This window comes from Sphingobacterium sp. Lzh-3, assembly GCF_046764375.1.
In the GTDB taxonomy this organism is placed as follows: Bacteria; Bacteroidota; Bacteroidia; order Sphingobacteriales; family Sphingobacteriaceae; genus Sphingobacterium.
Map to the genome: position 1 here is coordinate 5,469,788 of NZ_CP177226.1, position 19,101 is coordinate 5,488,888.

A 19,101-nucleotide genomic window follows, 5' to 3' on the forward strand; every position below is an offset into this window, starting at 1 on the left:
TCAAAAACAATTTCGCAACGATAACAATATAAATTAAAATAATTCATAATAATCCTAATAACGATGAGCCTACAAATAAAATCATTTGAAGAATATCAAAGTGAATATAAGCGAAGTGTAGAACAACCTGAGGAGTTTTGGGCGAGCATTGCAGATCATTTTTTCTGGAAGAGAAAATGGAATAAAGTGCTAAACTGGAACTTTGAGGAACCCAATGTCAAATGGTTTGAGGGTGCAAAATTAAATATTACTGAAAACTGTCTTGATCGCCATATTTATGCAAATGGTGATAAACCAGCCATCATTTGGGAACCTAACGATCCCAATGAAGCGCACCGCATTCTTTCCTATAAACAATTACTACAAAAGGTAGAGCAATTTGCCAACGTACTTAAAAATAATAACATCAAAAAAGGAGACCGGGTATGTATTTACTTACCAATGGTTCCTGAATTGGTTATTGCAGTATTGGCCTGTGCACGTATCGGTGCCATCCACTCGGTGGTATTTGGAGGTTTTTCAGCACGTTCTATCGCGGATCGTATCGTAGATGCCGAATGCAAACTGATCGTTACTTCTGATGGCAGTTACCGTGGCAATAAAACCATCGGTCTAAAAAATATCGTAGATGATGCTTTGATGCAATGTGACACCGTTGAAAAGGTAATTGTCTTAACACGTACGCGTACACCGGTATCAATGATCAAAGGACGCGATGTATGGTGGGAAGATGAGATCAAAAAAGTAGAGACACAAGGAAATCCAGCATGTCCAGCCGAGGAGATGGATGCTGAGGACAATTTATTCATCCTTTATACATCAGGATCCACAGGTAAGCCTAAAGGTGTAGTACATACCTGTGGCGGTTATATGGTGTATACAGGTTATACCTTTATGAATACGTTCCAATATAAGCCAAACGACGTATTTTTCTGTACAGCAGATATCGGCTGGATTACAGGACACAGTTATATCGTCTACGGGCCATTATCACAAGGAGCTACTTCTTTAATGTTTGAGGGTATTCCAACCTTCCCGGATGCCAGCCGTTATTGGGACATTGTTGATAAGTTCAAGGTCAATATTATCTATACATCCCCTACTGCCTTACGTTCATTGATGGCCTTTGGTGACGAATTTGTCGATAAAAATGATCTGTCTTCTTTACGTGTTTTGGGGTCAGTAGGCGAGCCAATCAACGAAGAAGCCTGGAACTGGTTTAACGAAAAAGTTGGTAAAAAGAATTGCCCTATTGTTGATACCTATTGGCAGACAGAGAATGGAGGCCACTTGATCACTTCATTGGCGGGAGTAACACCAGAAAAAGCAAGTTATGCGATGTTCCCGATGCCGGGCATTCAACCCGCTTTGATGGATGAGAATGGAAAAGAAATTGAAGGCAATGACGTCACAGGAAACCTATGTATCAAGTTCCCTTGGCCAGGCATGCTTCGTACGACATGGGGAGATCATGACCGTTGCCGTCAAACCTATTTCTCGACATATAAGGATATGTATTTTACAGGCGACGGATGTTTCCGTAGTCCGGAGGGTTATTATAAAATCACAGGCCGTGTAGATGATGTACTGAATGTTTCGGGCCACCGTATTGGTACAGCAGAGGTAGAAAATGCCATCAATATGCACGCTGATGTTGTGGAGTCTGCCATTGTCGGATACCCGCACCCAGTAAAAGGCCAGGGTATTTATGCTTATGTCATTGCGAATCACCACACCGATGCAGAAGCTACCAAAAAGGATATCATGGAAACCGTTTCACGTATTATCGGTCCAATTGCTAAACCAGACATTATCCAGTTTGTCGATGACCTACCAAAAACACGTTCTGGAAAGATCATGCGTCGTATCTTACGCAAGATTGCCGAAGACGATATCGCCAATGTAGGAGATACTTCGACACTTCAGGATCCTGCTGTTGTAGAGGGTATCATCAAAGGAGCAGCGGCTTTGAGAAAATAGTCTATCTTAAATATTTTATATCTAAAAAGGGCTTTCCATTTTTTTTTGGAAAGCCCTTTTTAGGTATTTTACCACTATCCCGCTAGAATTTCATTTCAAATATGCGAGAGATTATATTTAATATATCTTTATTTAATGCTATCCAAACAGTTCTATCGCGATGTGTTCAAGCGGATTGGGAGCGAATACTTCACATTTAGTTTCTCTCCACGTTGTATTCCGGGCTTCCATTTGCCTGCTTTTTTTATAACACGGATTCCTTCCTCCCCTGTTCCAAAACCTAAATCTTTCCTTACTACCGGATCTTTTATGTTACCATCTTTGTCTATCACAAACGCTATCATGACCACACCAGACACCTGATTGCTAATCGCCTCCTTTGGGTAGACATAATTGCTCGCTATAAAGCCCATCAGTCTAGAAATTCCACCGGGGTAATCAGGCGGACTCATAAAGTTAGACGAATCATATTTAAAAACCTTTCCGTCAACCTTTGTTTTAGTCCCTGACACCAATTGATTATTCGAGTACGTTTCAACAAAGCTGTCCTTTCCCATCTTTCCTTTCCATTCACCTTCGCGCAAATTGTTTTTCATTTGTCCCTCTTCATAACTCCACCCATAATTTAGCCGAATAAATCCGTTCCCATTTTCCAAGGTTTTGTTGTTAAGAGAATCATAGTATACAACATAGATGGGATCTTCTATTTTCAGTTTTCCTTTTTTATCGGGACTACTGGGATAAAAAACAATCTTCTCCAATTTATTCCCTGGATACAGATAAAAAGCAGAATCTATAAGAGCACTTTCGTCGCTGTAGTTTTCTAAGCTTTTTAACGTTCCCTGTTCATAAAATTCGTACTTTCGCCCGCGAAATTTAAACGGATAAAGCGCATTTGTACTGATGCCACTGAGTTTGATCGAATCATTGCGCGTGTAAAACTCCTCTACACGATAAACTTTATCCTTTCCCGATGCATCAACATGAATTGTCCGCATATAATAGGCCGAATCCGCTTGTTTTGTTTCATCGCCATCTTTCTTATGATAACTTGTAAAAGAAACCTGAGCATAAAGGTTTGATAAGAAAAAATTGAATAACAAAAAACAGACGGTTGAGACCCAAAAATGTAAATAATACTTCATAATAATTGATAATAATAACAAATATCCTGGTTAAATAAAAAATTAATCGATTAAATAATACTTATTTCTATTGATGGCCAACATCATGCTGCAAAACCAAGTTTTCCACATGATGTTAATAAGATTGTTAATAACCCAACTTGTCACCAAAATTGAGGGCTTCATTTATTCACAGAACTTCATTTTAGCCTTCACCATAGGAACAGAAGAACAACTACACGCCAAAAACACAATCAGTCTTTTTGAACAGACCACCAATCAAGGATTGGCATCTAACCGAATTGGTATCGTAAACATTACACCGATAGGCTCTCCACGCAGTATTCCCGGTTTCCATCTTTCGGCCATTTTTAACACACGAATACCCTCCTCGCCCGTACCAAAGCCCAAGTCTTTTTTCACAACAATATCTTCTAAATATCCTTCCTTATTCACAACAAAACTAATTTCCAATACCCCCTTAACATTATTTCGCTTAGCTTCTTTAGGCCATTTATAATGTCTAGAAACAAAGTTCATCAATTTTGGCATTCCTCTTGGGTAAACGGGATCAACCCAATAGGTCGTTGAATCATAGCTAATGGTCGTTCCATTTTCTTTGGTTTTGACACCAAAGAGCAGCTTGCCTCGCGCAAAGACCTCGGTAATTGGCAGCTTAGACAGTATACCCTCCCATTTACCTTCACGACGGTAATTTTCCATTTCTCCCTGTAGGTAATCGTCATGATCATACTCAATACGAATAAAACCGTTTCCATTTTCAAGAGTCTTATTGCCTAACGAATCGTAATGTGCGATATAATATGCGACACCACCCTTTATTTTATCGTTAAATGGGTAATGTGAAATTGTTTTTAACTTCCCATTCGGATACCAGTAAAATGCTGAATCAACACGTACATTTTCTGAATTAAAATTTTCTAGACTTCGCTTTTCACCATTAAAATAAAACTCCTCCAGCTTCCCAAAGAATTTTAAAATAATACCTGTATCCTGCACTGTTCCATTTAGCTTAATGGTATTATTCGGTAAATAATGCTCTACGATCTTAAAGTATGACATAGGCTGATCTGTCATATGAACTATGGTTCTGGAAAAATAGGCTGAATCCTTTAGTTTGGTTTCTCGCCCTGCCTTTGTATAGTATGCTGTTCGCTCAATCTGAGCACTCGCATTAAATATAAATAGATTGAATAGCAAATAACAAATCAGCTTTGCCGCTAAATACAAGTTGGATTTCATAAAATTTGTTAATAGTATTGCAATAATAACAAATGGAGCAGGCAAACAAGAAATAAACAGGTTAATTAATTATTACTTATTACAACTATCGCTGCAATTGAGGAAACCAGGTTATCAACACAATGTTAATAACTCTGTTGATAACTTAAAAACGTTACTCATTGAAGTAGTAAAGCCATTTCAGATTCGCTAAGAGATGGTGAAACAAAAAAAGCCACATCATCCCGACGTGGCTAAAATAAACATATGAATTTAATTAAACAGTTTCTATTTATAGGAGTTTACAGAGCTTGCAACCTTCCAGCTTCCTGACTCATTAACCAACGTCACTAAATCTGTTTTGGTGAAATCATCAAACTTCATGGTGATACGTGCGACCATATAGTTTTCAGATTCCTCAAGAACTTCTGTATTTGTGCTGCAGTTTAACTTTTCGCCTTTTTGCTTTTTCAGGAAAGAGATAACTTCCGAACGGCTATTGGTACGCGCAACTTTGCCTTGAATTTTTTGGTTGAATTCGGATGCGAATAATTTTTCTACGCCCTGAGATGCACCTTCTGTCATAACCGACACGTAGCTATCGATCGCCAAATCAGCTGTGGAGAGGTTTAATGCTTTACCCGGGTCAGCTGCTGCCATTGCGAAAGTTGATACCGTAATCAATGCTGCTGCTGCGAATGTCTTTACTAAAGTTTTCATAATACTTTATTTATAGTGTTAGTTTTTTTGTCTCTTTTCTTATTGTCGCAAGGATATTGATTTTGTTGCATCATTTCCTTTAAGATTCTGATTCAAAAGTAAGACAACCCAGCATTCCATTTTATTACATTTAGATCAACGGAATAAAAAAGTCGGTAAATGGAGGTAAAGGAGCGGTAAATGGATATCCGCTCCGATAGGAAAAAATATAGGAAAAGATTAAGATCACTTTTATAACTGGAAAGCAGCTAGAATGGTTGCAGGCGTACAATCAACTTCATTGAGCACATTGCAGCGTCGGCCATTTTTATGAAGATATATGATCGTAAATCCAACCAGGATGGGTGTACCAACAAATTCGTTGCATGGGATGCTGATCGTCTTGGCCGGAGTTGAATCCTGTCCATAGACGATATCGATCTCCCATTCTTCATCCTTTACTTCTATAAATTCCCTTTCTTTGAAATTGAAAGAAAAAGTATGGAATTTAAAGGCGATAGCATTACAATCTTTGGGTAGCATTAATGCTCGGTTAATGTCAAATATCGGAAATGAGATTTCGATCTGATTCTCCTCGGTTAGGCTAACCGTTGGATCGATATTCAGCGCATCCTGCATATGGAAATTTTCGTTGAATTGAAAATTCACCAATCTATCGAGCCTACAGTTGTTTAGGCACAGTGTTCCCCTATCGTCATCGATATTTGTCTTCATTGCCCTATAAATCTGTCTATTCAAGCGATTGCCCATTTGTCCATCATGCAGTTCCTGATGCACTAATCTAAAAGCCTGCCTAATTGCAGCGCCCGCGCGACTTGCCTGTCCAAAATCTTTACCAGCTTTCTTCGTGTCGACGTTTTGTTTTACACGATGTGGTTTACCTTGAATGTAGTTCTTTGTTCCTACCTTTCTGCTTACCAGTGGGCCAACCAGTCCACGGATATAGCCATTATCATTTATTCCCATACAATAAATATACCACCAAAACGACCCTATGTCAAGTATCTTGTTCATTTTTAAGGATTTCGAAAACTGCAGCAAATAGCAATTATAAATTTGAAAATTTAGTGATACCTTTTTTGGGATTAGATATAACCAACTTCTAACCACCTTCTAATTGCAAGCAAGATGCAAACAGGATGTCTGTACAGTGAAGGCACCCTTAAAAGGTGGACTCAACGTGGACTCACTGTGCACACAAGGCGGTTACAGTACGGAGTTGACCACTAGTTGGTATGGAGTTGGTGCCAAGAAAATATAATTATTTACGTCGAGCGGCTGTGTTAAACTTTGAGAATAATGTAATCACGATAGAGCTTGATATAGACGCCACGAACAAGGAATCGGGAATAGACGATTTCTCATCCAAGAAATAGTATACAGCAGCTGCTATGGAGAAGCAGACGATGAAGGACAATATTAAAACAAGTATAAATTTGGTTTTCATTAGTCAAGGGTTAATATATTGCATTTAATATACATGATTATTTAATAAATAAAGAATAAATAATTTATAGCGTCAATACATTTCAGCAACAAAGAACCTGTTTCACAACTCTGGAGTAACAACGTTTTCCACAATGTTATTAACAAATTATGGAAAACTGCGAACGCATCAAATTTTACACAAAATATAAGACGATATACTAGATTCGACCAAAAGTTTTTTACGATGTAAATAAGAGATACATATTATCTTTAATTCAGCATTCGAATAAAGCTACCATTTGCATAGTCGAGTTTCTGCGTATAGTAATTTGTTTCAGGGCCTGCTACCAACACACCTCCTATTGCACCTAGCAACACCGAAGCTACAACAACATTGGTTGCAGATGCAGTTTCCACAACGGGGCCCACAAAAATAAAATCATCATCTTCCTTGATTAAAGCATAAAACTGATCCTGACTTGAAATAAAAGGATTACCAGCATGCACTACTGCATAATAATCTTTCGGGTTTACCTTTTTCAGTTTCCCTTTTTCATTCTCCTTAAAGAAGCCTAAGTTTAAATCGCCCTCTCTTAATTGGGCCTGCCCTCCTGATGGTGTTTGAAGGGCAAATTCTTCGTAGGTCAGATATAACCCATCTTTATATGTTTCCGTGTTATAAAGTGCCAATTGTTTCTTTTGAATATCGTCGTAATGTTCGATTTCACTGAGACTATAGCTCTTTGTGGTATCACCGTTTTTGGTTAATGCATCAAAGATCAGGTTATTGACAACATCGCTGGCACGTGCCAAAGTCGCTTTGGTTACATCCATCCCTTTAACAACGATAGCTGTATCAGCTCGGGCTAGCTGTAAATATTCTCCATTAGCCTCTTTTGAGAATAAGATTGCTCTAAAATCCAAAAATCCCTTTTCAGAAAAAGCTCCCGTCAATTCCGCTATGCAGAATTTTTCCAACCGAATCAGCAATTCACCATTGCCTTTACGACCGGTTATTTGTTCCAATTGGCTCTGTAACTGTTTTTCCAATGATGGCTCCGCCACCAACAACCGGTTTGCGTTCATCATACCTACTTGTATGACACCCAGATTATCTTTTATCTCCCTTGCGTCGTATAGGCTTATTTTACCAAACTTCGCATGTTCAACTACTTGATTTGGTTTCTTAAATTGAAATGGTCTCGTCTTTGGCTGCGCTTGCACGGCAACTTTATTTATAAGAATAATGAATAGGAGGAAAATAATCCGTTTCATGGTAAATAAATTTCAGAAAATAGGTTACGCTAAGTTATCGCATTATTTGCTTTTCTGCAATGTCCATACTTCTTTATGGATCACAGGCCTTCCTTCCAGCTCACTTTCTAGATCTTTTACAGTAAGTTCAAGAAAACCATTTACAAAAGCATAACGATAAGTTAACTTCTGTGAGAATGGTAATGGTTCCAATTGAAGAGTGATGGTATTGCCATCGACCTTATAGCTCGCTCTTATCCTATCGGCCGTTTTGCTTTCGCTATCAGGTTTGTCCGGATCCTCATATAGGTGCCCATCATCGTTGGGCAGCGCGAATATCTCCGATGTTATCAATGCGGCACTATCAACAGCATAAAACAGCAGTCCTTTATAGGTCGATGGGGAATAGCCATTCTTTGCCAAAAATGTTTTCACGTCCGTTGTTTCCTCTTTTAGTCCAGCAACCGGGTCGGTATACCTTGTATAGATGGTCTTGATTTCCCATTCTCCTAAGAAAGGATTAGCATCGTCTTTTTCTTTCTTACATTCTAGAAAGAAAACAACAAAGGGAATAATAAACAATAATCTTTTCATAACTTATTTTAGCTTAATAAGCGGCTTTTCTACATTTCCCTAAATGTAACTTCTTGCAGTCAGATCAGATAATTAGAGATTCTTTAATTTACTTAAGCTTTTTAGTCTTTATTTCCACAAATGTAAGTATCCATGCTCCAACAATTAGATACACAACTACTCTAATTATTCTATCCGCAGTGAATTCCACTGCTTCACCCCGAAAGTGAACGTCTATAAGTTGCTGACTTAATATAATCACTAGCATAATAAGGCAGTAAAGAAAAAATAACTTGCGGTGTGTTTTAAAAATTTCCATAAACGGCATATGACATGATCACTAGTAATTTGGTTAAAGAAACTTAAATAAAATTAATAAAAATATAATAAAAAATTACACCTGAGGTAGCTTAATATCAAGAAAATTAATAAAACTAAAAAGAAATCAATTAAAGAATGTCGATATTTTGGAGCACTATAAACCTTGATATCGCATTATTATCGTCCAATACCCCAAGCTAACTGAACATAAAAATGTCCCAGTCTGTCCTTCGGACCATTTGCAACGGCAGCATTCACTACTTTCCATTCATTCTGTGTAATAGAAGATTTATAACCTATTCTACATTCGGGGCGAAAGCTCGTTCGTTCGGAATTGGATGTTTTCAACGTAACACTTAAATCGACAATAGCAGCATCATGCTCCATTTTAGTTTGGTTGGACTGCGTGGTCAAAAAGTCTCTAAATTCTCCATTCAGATTTTTCTTTTGAACCGTAAAAGTAGTAGACTGCGTACCGACTCCCAGCTGCGGACTAAAGATCAATCTGCCTGTACGTATCGCATTGGTAGATACATAAACCGTAAAATCTCCTGTGTTCATCGTATTGTCGTTTTTACTGCTTGTCGACAGGCTAAAATTCACGCCAATAAGGGTTTGTTTCGTCCTGTATGCCAGTCCGGCGCCTGCATTCCAACCAAACCCAGGCACCTTTCCGGAATCATATTCTTTCAAAATCCTATTCAGATTGCTGGCGTTGTTAAATTGAACACCGGCAAAATAGATCGTCTCAAATGGCAGATGTTTCGTCTGATTGGTTTTTTGTTGCGCAAATAACTGAGCTGCAAAAACAAGTAAAAGGGCACTAAAAAAATACTTCATAAAATTTACACTTTGGTTTATATCAATTAAACTAACTATGGCAAAGGCCTACATCATTATGACAACTAAATCAATAGATCCATTACATGGAAAAAAATATTTGCAAAAAAGCCCCTCCAAAAAATATTCTGAAAGGGCCACTAAATAAACATATGAAACTTTCTCCCTGATTTCGCAGGGAGAAAATTGCTTTTTAACTTTGTGGGACTAACTTGATCGTTCCTGCATCGTTGGTAAAATAACCTTTGGTATACGCTCCTGTTGGTTCTACATACTTCAATTCTCTAAACTTCACTCCATTTACGTCATATTCCGTATAAAATTCAAGTCCAGTAGGCGTATAACGATAAGCATATGGTTTAGTATTACCTGCAATCAATAATGCTCGTTTCGTTGCTGCGGTTGAAAATGTTGCTGCGAAGGATTCTGTCCCAACTTCAAATTTGTAATTTGAAAATGCATGGAATTTTGTAAGCGCAGCGCGGTAGGTCGCTATAATTGTAGAAGCCTCTGAAGATTTAATCGGGACCATCACAACCTTATTGTACGATTTTCTACCTTCCATGACAATGGAATCAGCTGATGCCTTTGTTACCAAGAAATCATTTTCACCTTTCATCCCCTCGTTACTCGCACCAATTGATGCTGTAAGGAAACCGGGTAATTGATATGCAGGCTCTCTATTAAAGACTGCAGGCAATGCAAAATAATGAAATATGCGATTATAGGTATCGAAGGTCAAAATTGCGCCAGCACCAGGTGCGACAGTATAAGTACTTACCTGTGCAGCAAGTGTTGTAAAATCACCTTCAATGCTAACGTCAGTGGTATTATTAAATTTGGCAAATAAGGTATATCCTCCAAATTCTAATCCGCTGCTTGGAAAATACTTGATTATCCAGCCATCTTTATTCGCTTGTAAAGTAGAATATACATTAGCCACGCTCGCGTTTAGACGGTCACTCGGACTGTCTTCAAAAATACGATCCATCTTCTTCTCACAACTTGCGCCCAAAGACAAAATGGTTATTCCTAAAATAAATAGTTTAAATTTCATTTTTTCTTAATTTAAAGTTGTTTGATCAAATGTGCTAAGATTAGGATAACGAGCAAGAATATTGGCTCTTAAGAGATCCATATCAATTCCCCACTCAGATTTCATATAGTTTTTCACAATTGCTAATTTTGAAAGGATCAAAGCCCTTCCCGCTGCCGTAGAATTTTCAACATTCAGCATGGCATCAAAATCAGCTTGACTCCGCGTAACATAGAACGAATACAGTTCAGCAAAATCCTCAGTATCGGCCTTAGAAGCATACGGTGAGATAAAGCCTGCTGCGATCGCGGCTCCTATACCTGTAGCATTGGCAGGATATTTCGCATTCCAGTCATCCTCCACGTAACTAGTACCTGTGATCTCCTTAAAATTACTTGGATAAGGCTTATTCTGATTTAGAATATGTTGAAACTCATGGTGAACTGTTTTGAAAAATCGGCCCGTCAGAAAAGCCGGGTTTTTACCATTGGTTTCATTTAATTCCAACAAATTATACAAAGATACTTTTGTACCTGATTCTGCTGTTCCCAAAATCATGACACCGTTTGTTTGAATTGGAGCTGAACCAGTAAACGTAATTAATTTTGGAAAGTTGTTTTTAAGGAACTCCTTCCCTCCAGTCACTTCTGAATATGGCTCCATAACAAGATAAAGCATAAGCTTGGACAATCTTATAGAAGATTCAAAAGGTGCAGGTACCAATCGATAGCTCATATCAGATTCTTTATCGACGTACTTGTACAGTATCTCGACATTGTAGGGTAGAATATAGTTTTTATAGAGGTAATTGTCCAAAGCGTTCTTTGGTATTGTTGAATCTACAAAAACACTATTGGGATTTAATTTATCCTCTTTGTTACATGCAGAAAACAACACTCCGCATGAAGCTAATAACATAAATAGTTTATTACTTAATTTCATTTGATCTAGGATTTGGTGTTAAACCTGCACTTACTACATCTTGAGGTAATTGAATTGCACGACGAGGATCTCGGATCGATAGCGTATTATCGGTAACCGTAAAAGTCATCGTTCCATTGTTGACCGCAGGAGCGACCCTTCTGGTTATTTCAATGCCATAACGTTTTACATCGAACCATCTTAAGCCAGTATGAAGAAACTGAAGGCGTTTAAGCGATAATACTGCATGGATCATATTTTCCTGTGTACCGCTTTCAATCTGAAAATCTGGGTTCAATTTCTTTTTCGGTGTTGGAGCTGTAGGAGTAAAATATGTAAATGAATTCGCCCAATTGTTAATCGAAGCTTCACTTATTGTCCCAGGCTTGCTAATGGTATTGTTATTAATATGGATTTGCATATCAGTAATGGCTGCCGCATAATTCTTAAGATGAATATTTGCTTCCGCCCTATTCAATAAAGCTTCTTCCGACGTGATCGGCGTATAGACTCCTCGTGAAAATCCAATTCCCGCAACTTGATCAGTATACTCAAAAATGTAGGCAACATGTGGAAAAATCACTTTATTTGCCGTCGTACTCGTATAGGAAAATGCACGAATTCTATAATCCGTTGATGTCGTAGCTTTCCCAAAAGGCTGAGCAGCAAACGCTGTCTCCGTCATTGCAATAGATCCACCGTGACTGATTCTGTTGTTGGTTGAATACCCCCCAAAAGTTGTCCCCATCGCCGAATAAGCCGTAGCTACTAAGAAATTAGCTTTCACTGAGCTCGCATTATACTCTCTCGTTGTATTATTGATCGCAGCAGAAAAAGAGGCAATCGTTGCATAATCACGTAAAGTCGCTGTTGGATTGTTTCCTAACGCTTCGGTGGAATACTCCACTGCCTTTGTCCAATCTTCCATAAATAATGCAACACGCGATGCAAAGGTATAAGCTGCCGCTCGGTTAAAGTGATATTTTGCAACACTAGAGTTGGCGTAAGAAGCGTCATTGATTAATGGTAAACCTTCTTCTATATCCTTTTTAATAAAATCGTAAACTTCCTGAACAGTATTACGTTCATATTTTGGATTTAGGGTAGTTTCTCCTTTCGTCATATAAGTAACACCCAAATCTGTTGTTGAATACTTTTTCGAATAATTCTGTGCAAACATATTTACAAGAATCCAATGGTTATAAGCCCGTGCCAACAACGCTTCACCACGCTGTGCTTTTAAGCTCGCTGGATTCCCCTGTTCATCAATAGCTTGCAATGCAGCATTTGCATTAGCAATCGCTCCATAACACGCTCCCCAAATACGATCGATTCCATCATTACTCGTTTCAGTAATATCTTGCCATTTGTATATTTGTTCTATGAAGCGTGCGTAGTTTAAGTAAACTGGCCCAACATCATCCACATTGTCAGAAGATAACTCAGCTACCATAACATAAGCATTCTCTGGATAAGCCCCAACGAGCATTTTCCCAATTTTGTCTGTTGTATTTAGTTCAGCCCTATTATCGGGCAATTCATCCAAATATTTCTTACAGGAAGAAAAGCTTGTCGCTATTATTCCCGCTGCAATTAATATATATGATAATCTCTTTTTCATATGCTAGAATCCCATTTTTAAGGTTAATGTATATTGTTTCGCAATTGGTAATGCCACACCTCCTGAATTAACAAATTCTGGATCTTGCCCATTAAGGCGCTTATCCGCATAAATTAACCAAGGATTGATCACATTGAACCGTACACCAAGATTACTCATCTTAAGAGATTGCACAAAATATTTTGGCAGCTCATAAGACAAGGAAATGTCCTTCAAACGAATAAAATCACCTTTTGCAACAGTTTCCGTTGAATAATTGTAGGCATTATAAGCATAATCGTATTGACTATTGTTTCGGATAAAACGTCTATCCAAAATCACAGGAATATTCGTAAATGCTTCCTCTCCAGGAACAGTCCAGGCATCCCAAAATTCCCTTGGTGTAGCATTTAAGTCGGAATAACCTGTTTTGTATGCTGGATCCAATCGAACTACATTTCCAAAAGAATAGGTGATAAATACATTGAGCTTAAAATTCTTATATGAAAATACGTTCCCAAAACTTCCCATATCGGTCGGTTCAGTTGGCCCCTCATACTTCAACCAGTCAATTTGCTTGCGTTCCTGAAAATAAACCCCCGTTGTTGTCTCTGCTCCATCGATGTAATTGTAGACGGGCAGACCATTCGGAAGAAGTCTATTAAATGGAATGGAAAATAGCGGTCTTACGGGATAACCAACCCGTCCATATCCGCCAGCAGCAATTAAGTCTGCAACTCGACTATTGTTTTCCAAAGCCGTAATCTTGTTTTTCGCTTTGGTGTAAATAAAGCTAGAAACCCACGAAAAATCTTGCTTTTTCAATATTGTTGCGGAAAGACTAAATTCCAATCCATGAGATTCCATATTGGCAACATTCCCGTACTTTGAAATCTCGCCACCAAGTCCCTGTGTATTGACAATACCGATTAAGTCGAAGTTCTTACGTTTATAGTAATCAACATCCAATGCGATCTTGTTCTTAAATAAACCAATGGAAGTACCTATATTTAACTCATGTTTCTTTTCATAGGTAAGTTCCGAATTTTCTAAATCAGAAATATTAAGACCTGTTTCTTTATCTGCGGTATTAGGACGCCATGGGTTATAACTTTGAATAATAATCTTCGAATTGGTAACGAAATCCGGCCCTCTATCTGCCGTTAAGCTATAAGACCCCTTAAAACTTAAATTCGAAAATGGCGTATTCAATTTTTTAAAGAAATCTTCTTCCATGACATTCCACATTCCTGAAACGTTCCATGTAGGCATCCAACGTGCAGAGGTTGTACGACCTAAACGGTTGGTCCCTTCGTAGCGTAATGTACCATTAATAGTATATCGGTTGTCAAACGTATAATTTGCGGTTCCATAAAATGCTACTTGTCTGTTACGAGCAGGAGCTATATCACCATTTTTTCTTCTATCAATAGAATAATAATCAGCATTTTCTTCCTGGCTTTTCTTAAACAGCTTATAATCTATAAATGGAATTTCCCCTAAATCATATTGCAAACCCCAACCTCTAAACCAGTTCTGATTTCGATCCACAGAATTCGTTTCAGCACCGGCAAATGCGTATATCTTATGGATCTCTTTAAAAGTTTTGTCGAAAGCTGCTGTAAAACGGAAATCCTTTGTCAACATCTTATTGTCTGTACGATTATAGATACCGCCATATGGTAAGACAGAAACTGGCACTGCATAAGGATCACTCGGATCAGTATATAAGAAAGGATTCGCATCACGAATAAACGTAGTAGGCATCCAACGATAAGCTAATGCCTGATTTGACTGATCTTTAATATAGTGCTGTTGCGATGTTTGCTGATATCTTGTAGCGGCCAATAACCCCAATTCCAATGCCTTGATCGGCTTCCATCGCAATTCTCCTTGAAATTTAATATCGGCAGCATTTATATCCATGTAATTGTTATCCAATTCATGCAGGATATTAAATGGTGCATAATTCCGTGTATAGAATTCATTAGGGTCAAGTGTCCGTGAAGTATTTAATGCATAACTATAAGGGTTAATGTCGAAATCCCGTTTAATTTCCATGGAAACTCGATCTACAGAAGAACCTAATGTACCTGGAGCCCGCTGATCACGATAGGATCCATTTGTTCGCAAATCTAATTTAAGATTATCAAATAAATCATAGGAAGCATTAAACATCCCTGTATAGCGTTTCACATCTGATTTACGCGCCCAGCCATTATCAAAAACACCACTAATGGATGTATAATATTGTGCTCTTTCTGTACCTGATGAAAGACTGACTGAGTGGTTCTGCATGATTGTCCGGCTGAACAATTGTTTAAACCAATCTGTATTTCGGTATTCTGCTTTCCTTAAATAAGCGTTTCTCGCTTCTTGTGTATTTTCTAATTGACCTGCCTTGATTAATTCATACATTTTCCCATAGACACCCGATTCGGATCTACTTGCCACATCTGCCATTGTCAACCATCCCCTTTGTTCAAGAACTTGATTAAATGCCATCTGCTCCTGAGAATTCATGATATTGAAATTATTATAAGAAGGAATCGCTCTTGAAGTAAACTCACCCACATAATTGGCGGAGTTCCGACCAGCTTTTCCTTTCTTTGTTGTAATAACAATAACACCTCCCATAGCCCTAGCACCATATATTGAAGTCGCAGAACCATCTTTCAGTACAGTAAATGACTCAATATCATTGGCATTTAAGCCGGCGACAGCAGAACTGATTAGGGTCAATGCATCTCCCGAAGACAGATCATCTGAAGAGACGTTTGACACATCTTCTATGATAATCCCATCAATTACCCAAAGCGGTTTTGAACTACCATAAATTGACGTTGCACCACGGACTCTAATTTTTGGAGCTGTACCAAAAGTACCTGTCGTATTTTGAACCGAAACCCCAGCAACACGGCCTTCCAAAGCTCTTGATGGATCAGGAAGTCCACCAAGTTCAATATCTTTCATATCGACCTTAGATGTAGCCCCTGTAAATGTTCTTTTGTCTATTTTAGCTCCAAGTCCTGTTACAACAACTTCGTCGATTTGATTTTGGTTAGAATCCAATACGATCGCGATGGAACTTCTATTATTGACACTAACTTCAAGATTGCTATAACCCACATATCGGACAACCAATACCGCATTTCCTCCAGCATTTATCTTAAAATGTCCGTTTGCATCGGTTTGCGTGGAAATGGAAGTTCCCTTGACCGTGATTGTAGCACCGGCCAACGGATTCCCCTCAGCATTTTTAACTGTTCCAGCGATCGACTGTTGTGTCCCCTCGACAACTACGTCATTCTTTCCATTACTATTGACAGAAATTGTATTTGCAATAATTTTGTACTCGATATTTTTATCTCTTAAAATCGAGTTTAATGCCTCTTCTACAGACGCATTTTTTAGATTGACTGTAACACGAGATTTAGCGTTTAAGTTTTCGCTATAGAGAACACGCAAGTTGGATTGTTTAGAAATCGCAGAAAGCGCTTCCTCAATCCGTGCATTCCTCATTTTCAAGGTAACTTTTTGGGCTGTTCCTTTAGCATGAACACCGGTTACAAATGCGAATAAAAGGCATGTACTAATTTTCATAATACGTAAGGGTTTGCAAAACCTATGATCTTGGGGTAACAAGGACCAGGCTTTGCTAAATGGTAAGTTATTCATACATTTACATTTTGTGGTTAATTAGGTAATTAATAGTTCACTTTTAAGTTATGAGCCCTTTGATCACATTTCTGAACAGGGATGCGCCAACATTCCTGTTCTCTTTTTTTGGGGCACTTTAATGATTGGATAGTAATATTATATCATAAGCCTTGCTGAATTAGTTTTATGTTTTAAAATAAGTTAGCTTTTGTTCTCAATAATCAATTCCTTACCGTGAACCTCAAATCGAAGGTCACTGACATACGATAACATCTCCAACACTTGAGAAAGTTTTACATCGCGCTGTATACTACCGCTATATTCTTTGCTGAGTTGCACATTGCCCCTAAATTTCACATCCAGATCGTACCATCGGGACAGTTGATGAGCAATATTTACAATCGTTTCCTTTTTAAAGTAAAATTCATTGTTATGCCAAGCTAAATCCTGCTGAATATCAGCATTCCCCTTTATCAAATTATTTTTCGAAAGGGAAGCAAATTCACCTGGATTCAATTCTAATTTATTTTCCTTTTGTCGCACCTCTACTTTACCTTCAACTAGCGTTGCTCGGATATCATCGTGGTAGGCGAATACATTGAAATGCGTCCCCAAAACCTTGATTTCTCCAGCTTTTGAATCAACGTAAAAAGGCTTTTTAGCATCATGTGCCACTTCAAAATAGGCCTCTCCCTCTAAACTCACCCTTCTTTCATCTGCTGAAAATTGCGCCGGAAAATTTAATTTCGACTGTGCATTAACCCAAACTTTGGTACCATCACTCAAAGTGATTTTATAATAACTTGCACGTGGCACTATGAGCGAGTTCAGACGAGATATTTGCTGGCTTTTATCGTTTTTAACGATTAATTCCGCGCCATTTCCAACAAATGTCTTGTTTGTATGGTAGGTTTTGGACGTCTTGTTATTAAGCACAACTTTTTCACCATTGGACAACTGTAAAATAGCCCCACTCTGTGCCGGCTCGACATCCTGCTCCAAATTCAAAGTTAGATTATGTACAGCATCTTCATCTGTCTTCAAATAACTGCTCTGCCATAGATAGAAAAAAGTGGCCAATAGAAGTAACGATGCGGCAATACTGATAAACCACTTATAATTAGATCTATCATTCTTGCTGTTAAGCTTTTCCCAAGCTCTATTTGCATCCAATTGCTTAACAACAGCTAAATCTTGTTCAATATTCTTTGCTTTTCGAAATGATTCTAAAAGCCGTCTGTTTTGGTCACTAGCTTGTAGCCACTCTTCAAATTGTTTTTGTTCTATTTCGGTCAATTGACCAAATAAAAATTTTTGAAGCAGCTGAGAGATATGCCCTGAGTTTTCTTCCATATTGTACAGTAAAGAAACTTAAGGCAGGAAAAGGGGTGACAAGAATTTAAATATTTTTTAACAAAAATATAATAAGGGGTAAAAACTCAGGATTTAGTCGTTTTAAAAGCATTTTCATACCGCGCTGTTTTTGGGTTTTTACGGTATTGATGCTAATTTTCAATTCCTGGGTTATTTCAAGATTAGACAAACCATCTAAATAGCCCAGGCGAAAGACCTGTTGACAAGAGGTCGGCATCTGTTCGATAATTTTGTAAATTTCCTGAATGGCCTCACTATGAATCATATTCAATTCAAGGGCTATATTATCCTCTTCTGTAAAACCGACGACATTCCAATATCTTTGTTGTACTTTTTCGTGGCGAATATGATTATAACAGGCGAAACGAACCGAACTATACAAGTAATTTTTAACGGCAATCTCATTGTCGCTGACCTGCTCGGTGTTTTTAAAATAAGCGACAAATGAATCTTGAACTAGGTCTTCAGCCACAGCTAAATCACCAACAATTTTCCAAGCAAAGTGGCACAATCCGTTATAGTGTGTTTTAAATAATACTTCTTCCTTCTGCATCGTTAAAGATCCCGCGACTACAAATTGTACTTCGTAGCGGATATTTTAGGACATGTATGTGCACTTACATGTAAGTGCTTAATAATTGTTTGGTAAAAATGCTAAATATTTTTTATTATTCACACAAAAAAGTTACCAAGCGGAATCTCATATGCTTTTTTGCACTTATAAACTTAGAAAATCGGCAGTAAAAAAATAAAAGATAACTTCTTTAAGGGGGGTAAATATAAAAAAGAGGAACGGCTCAAAAAAAAGAACTTATTGTCAAAAAGTCAATTTTAATTGTAACAAGAGATGCCACCGTCCATATTTATTAGCGAAAATTCCAAATGAATATCGCCAATTTAATGTATAAGGAAGTCTCATATTTATTTCGAATTATCTTCTATATCAGAGGAGAACCTCCTATTGGCATAAAGTTAGAGTCGTCCAGTATAAACAACTCTAGGTTTAACAACTGAGATAGTTCTAAAAG

General features: G+C 37.9%; 14 protein-coding genes. 1 reads left to right on the top strand and 13 read right to left on the bottom strand.

Annotated features, from left to right (window positions below; genetic code table 11):
- Positions 1 to 63: 63 nt before the first annotated feature.
- Positions 64 to 1,980 (top strand): acetate--CoA ligase, encoded by a 1,917-nt coding sequence (gene acs / locus ACLCDV_RS23120; protein WP_286752645.1) that lies wholly within the window; start codon positions 64 to 66, stop codon positions 1,978 to 1,980.
- A gap of 152 nt (positions 1,981 to 2,132) precedes the next feature.
- Here acs and ACLCDV_RS23125 read toward each other — a convergent pair whose 3' ends face one another.
- The 13 genes from ACLCDV_RS23125 to ACLCDV_RS23185 form a co-directional block, all read right to left on the bottom strand.
- On the bottom strand, positions 2,133 to 3,125 hold the full coding sequence (locus ACLCDV_RS23125; protein WP_411972339.1) for an energy transducer TonB: 993 nt from the start codon (positions 3,123 to 3,125) through the stop codon (positions 2,133 to 2,135).
- 258 nt (positions 3,126 to 3,383) lie between these two features.
- Positions 3,384 to 4,367 (bottom strand): energy transducer TonB, encoded by a 984-nt coding sequence (locus ACLCDV_RS23130; protein ID WP_411972340.1) that lies wholly within the window; start codon positions 4,365 to 4,367, stop codon positions 3,384 to 3,386.
- 267 nt (positions 4,368 to 4,634) lie between these two features.
- Positions 4,635 to 5,066, bottom strand: coding sequence for a nuclear transport factor 2 family protein (locus tag ACLCDV_RS23135; RefSeq protein ID WP_309365857.1), 432 nt, complete (start codon positions 5,064 to 5,066; stop codon positions 4,635 to 4,637).
- Positions 5,067 to 5,297: 231 nt separating this feature from the next.
- Positions 5,298 to 6,080, bottom strand: coding sequence for a hypothetical protein (locus ACLCDV_RS23140; protein ID WP_411972341.1), 783 nt, complete (start codon positions 6,078 to 6,080; stop codon positions 5,298 to 5,300).
- A 684-nt stretch (positions 6,081 to 6,764) separates the two neighbouring features.
- Positions 6,765 to 7,769: a hypothetical protein gene (locus tag ACLCDV_RS23145; protein ID WP_411972342.1), complete on the bottom strand. Its 1,005-nt coding sequence runs from the start codon at positions 7,767 to 7,769 to the stop codon at positions 6,765 to 6,767.
- 42 nt (positions 7,770 to 7,811) lie between these two features.
- Positions 7,812 to 8,342, bottom strand: a complete 531-nt coding sequence (locus ACLCDV_RS23150; protein ID WP_411972343.1) for a hypothetical protein — start codon at positions 8,340 to 8,342, stop codon at positions 7,812 to 7,814.
- Positions 8,343 to 8,819: 477 nt separating this feature from the next.
- Positions 8,820 to 9,482, bottom strand: coding sequence for a hypothetical protein (locus ACLCDV_RS23155; RefSeq protein ID WP_317669444.1), 663 nt, complete (start codon positions 9,480 to 9,482; stop codon positions 8,820 to 8,822).
- 193 nt (positions 9,483 to 9,675) lie between these two features.
- Positions 9,676 to 10,539 (bottom strand): DUF4302 domain-containing protein, encoded by an 864-nt coding sequence (locus ACLCDV_RS23160; RefSeq protein WP_341831223.1) that lies wholly within the window; start codon positions 10,537 to 10,539, stop codon positions 9,676 to 9,678.
- A 6-nt stretch (positions 10,540 to 10,545) separates the two neighbouring features.
- The gene (locus ACLCDV_RS23165; protein WP_313185170.1) at positions 10,546 to 11,460 is read right to left on the bottom strand and encodes a putative zinc-binding metallopeptidase; all 915 of its coding nucleotides are present in this window, start codon (positions 11,458 to 11,460) and stop codon (positions 10,546 to 10,548) included.
- On the bottom strand, positions 11,447 to 13,060 hold the full coding sequence (locus ACLCDV_RS23170) for a RagB/SusD family nutrient uptake outer membrane protein (RefSeq protein ID WP_341831222.1): 1,614 nt from the start codon (positions 13,058 to 13,060) through the stop codon (positions 11,447 to 11,449). Before ACLCDV_RS23170 ends, ACLCDV_RS23165 begins: the two co-directional genes overlap by 14 nt.
- 3 nt (positions 13,061 to 13,063) lie before the next feature.
- Positions 13,064 to 16,642, bottom strand: a complete 3,579-nt coding sequence (locus ACLCDV_RS23175; protein ID WP_411972344.1) for a SusC/RagA family TonB-linked outer membrane protein — start codon at positions 16,640 to 16,642, stop codon at positions 13,064 to 13,066.
- A gap of 258 nt (positions 16,643 to 16,900) precedes the next feature.
- Positions 16,901 to 18,052, bottom strand: coding sequence for a FecR domain-containing protein (locus tag ACLCDV_RS23180; RefSeq protein WP_411972345.1), 1,152 nt, complete (start codon positions 18,050 to 18,052; stop codon positions 16,901 to 16,903).
- 46 nt (positions 18,053 to 18,098) lie between these two features.
- Positions 18,099 to 18,626 (bottom strand): RNA polymerase sigma-70 factor, encoded by a 528-nt coding sequence (locus ACLCDV_RS23185; RefSeq protein WP_317669439.1) that lies wholly within the window; start codon positions 18,624 to 18,626, stop codon positions 18,099 to 18,101.
- Positions 18,627 to 19,101: the final 475 nt, after the last annotated feature.

Coding starts and splice junctions, on each gene's coding strand:
- acs (WP_286752645.1), top strand. CDS start 64: ATGAGCCTACAAATAAAATCATTTGAAGAATATCAAAGTGAATATAAG.
- ACLCDV_RS23125 (WP_411972339.1), bottom strand. CDS start 3,125: ATGAAGTATTATTTACATTTTTGGGTCTCAACCGTCTGTTTTTTGTTA.
- ACLCDV_RS23130 (WP_411972340.1), bottom strand. CDS start 4,367: ATGAAATCCAACTTGTATTTAGCGGCAAAGCTGATTTGTTATTTGCTA.
- ACLCDV_RS23135 (WP_309365857.1), bottom strand. CDS start 5,066: ATGAAAACTTTAGTAAAGACATTCGCAGCAGCAGCATTGATTACGGTA.
- ACLCDV_RS23140 (WP_411972341.1), bottom strand. CDS start 6,080: ATGAACAAGATACTTGACATAGGGTCGTTTTGGTGGTATATTTATTGT.
- ACLCDV_RS23145 (WP_411972342.1), bottom strand. CDS start 7,769: ATGAAACGGATTATTTTCCTCCTATTCATTATTCTTATAAATAAAGTT.
- ACLCDV_RS23150 (WP_411972343.1), bottom strand. CDS start 8,342: ATGAAAAGATTATTGTTTATTATTCCCTTTGTTGTTTTCTTTCTAGAA.
- ACLCDV_RS23155 (WP_317669444.1), bottom strand. CDS start 9,482: ATGAAGTATTTTTTTAGTGCCCTTTTACTTGTTTTTGCAGCTCAGTTA.
- ACLCDV_RS23160 (WP_341831223.1), bottom strand. CDS start 10,539: ATGAAATTTAAACTATTTATTTTAGGAATAACCATTTTGTCTTTGGGC.
- ACLCDV_RS23165 (WP_313185170.1), bottom strand. CDS start 11,460: ATGAAATTAAGTAATAAACTATTTATGTTATTAGCTTCATGCGGAGTG.
- ACLCDV_RS23170 (WP_341831222.1), bottom strand. CDS start 13,060: ATGAAAAAGAGATTATCATATATATTAATTGCAGCGGGAATAATAGCG.
- ACLCDV_RS23175 (WP_411972344.1), bottom strand. CDS start 16,642: ATGAAAATTAGTACATGCCTTTTATTCGCATTTGTAACCGGTGTTCAT.
- ACLCDV_RS23180 (WP_411972345.1), bottom strand. CDS start 18,052: ATGGAAGAAAACTCAGGGCATATCTCTCAGCTGCTTCAAAAATTTTTA.
- ACLCDV_RS23185 (WP_317669439.1), bottom strand. CDS start 18,626: ATGCAGAAGGAAGAAGTATTATTTAAAACACACTATAACGGATTGTGC.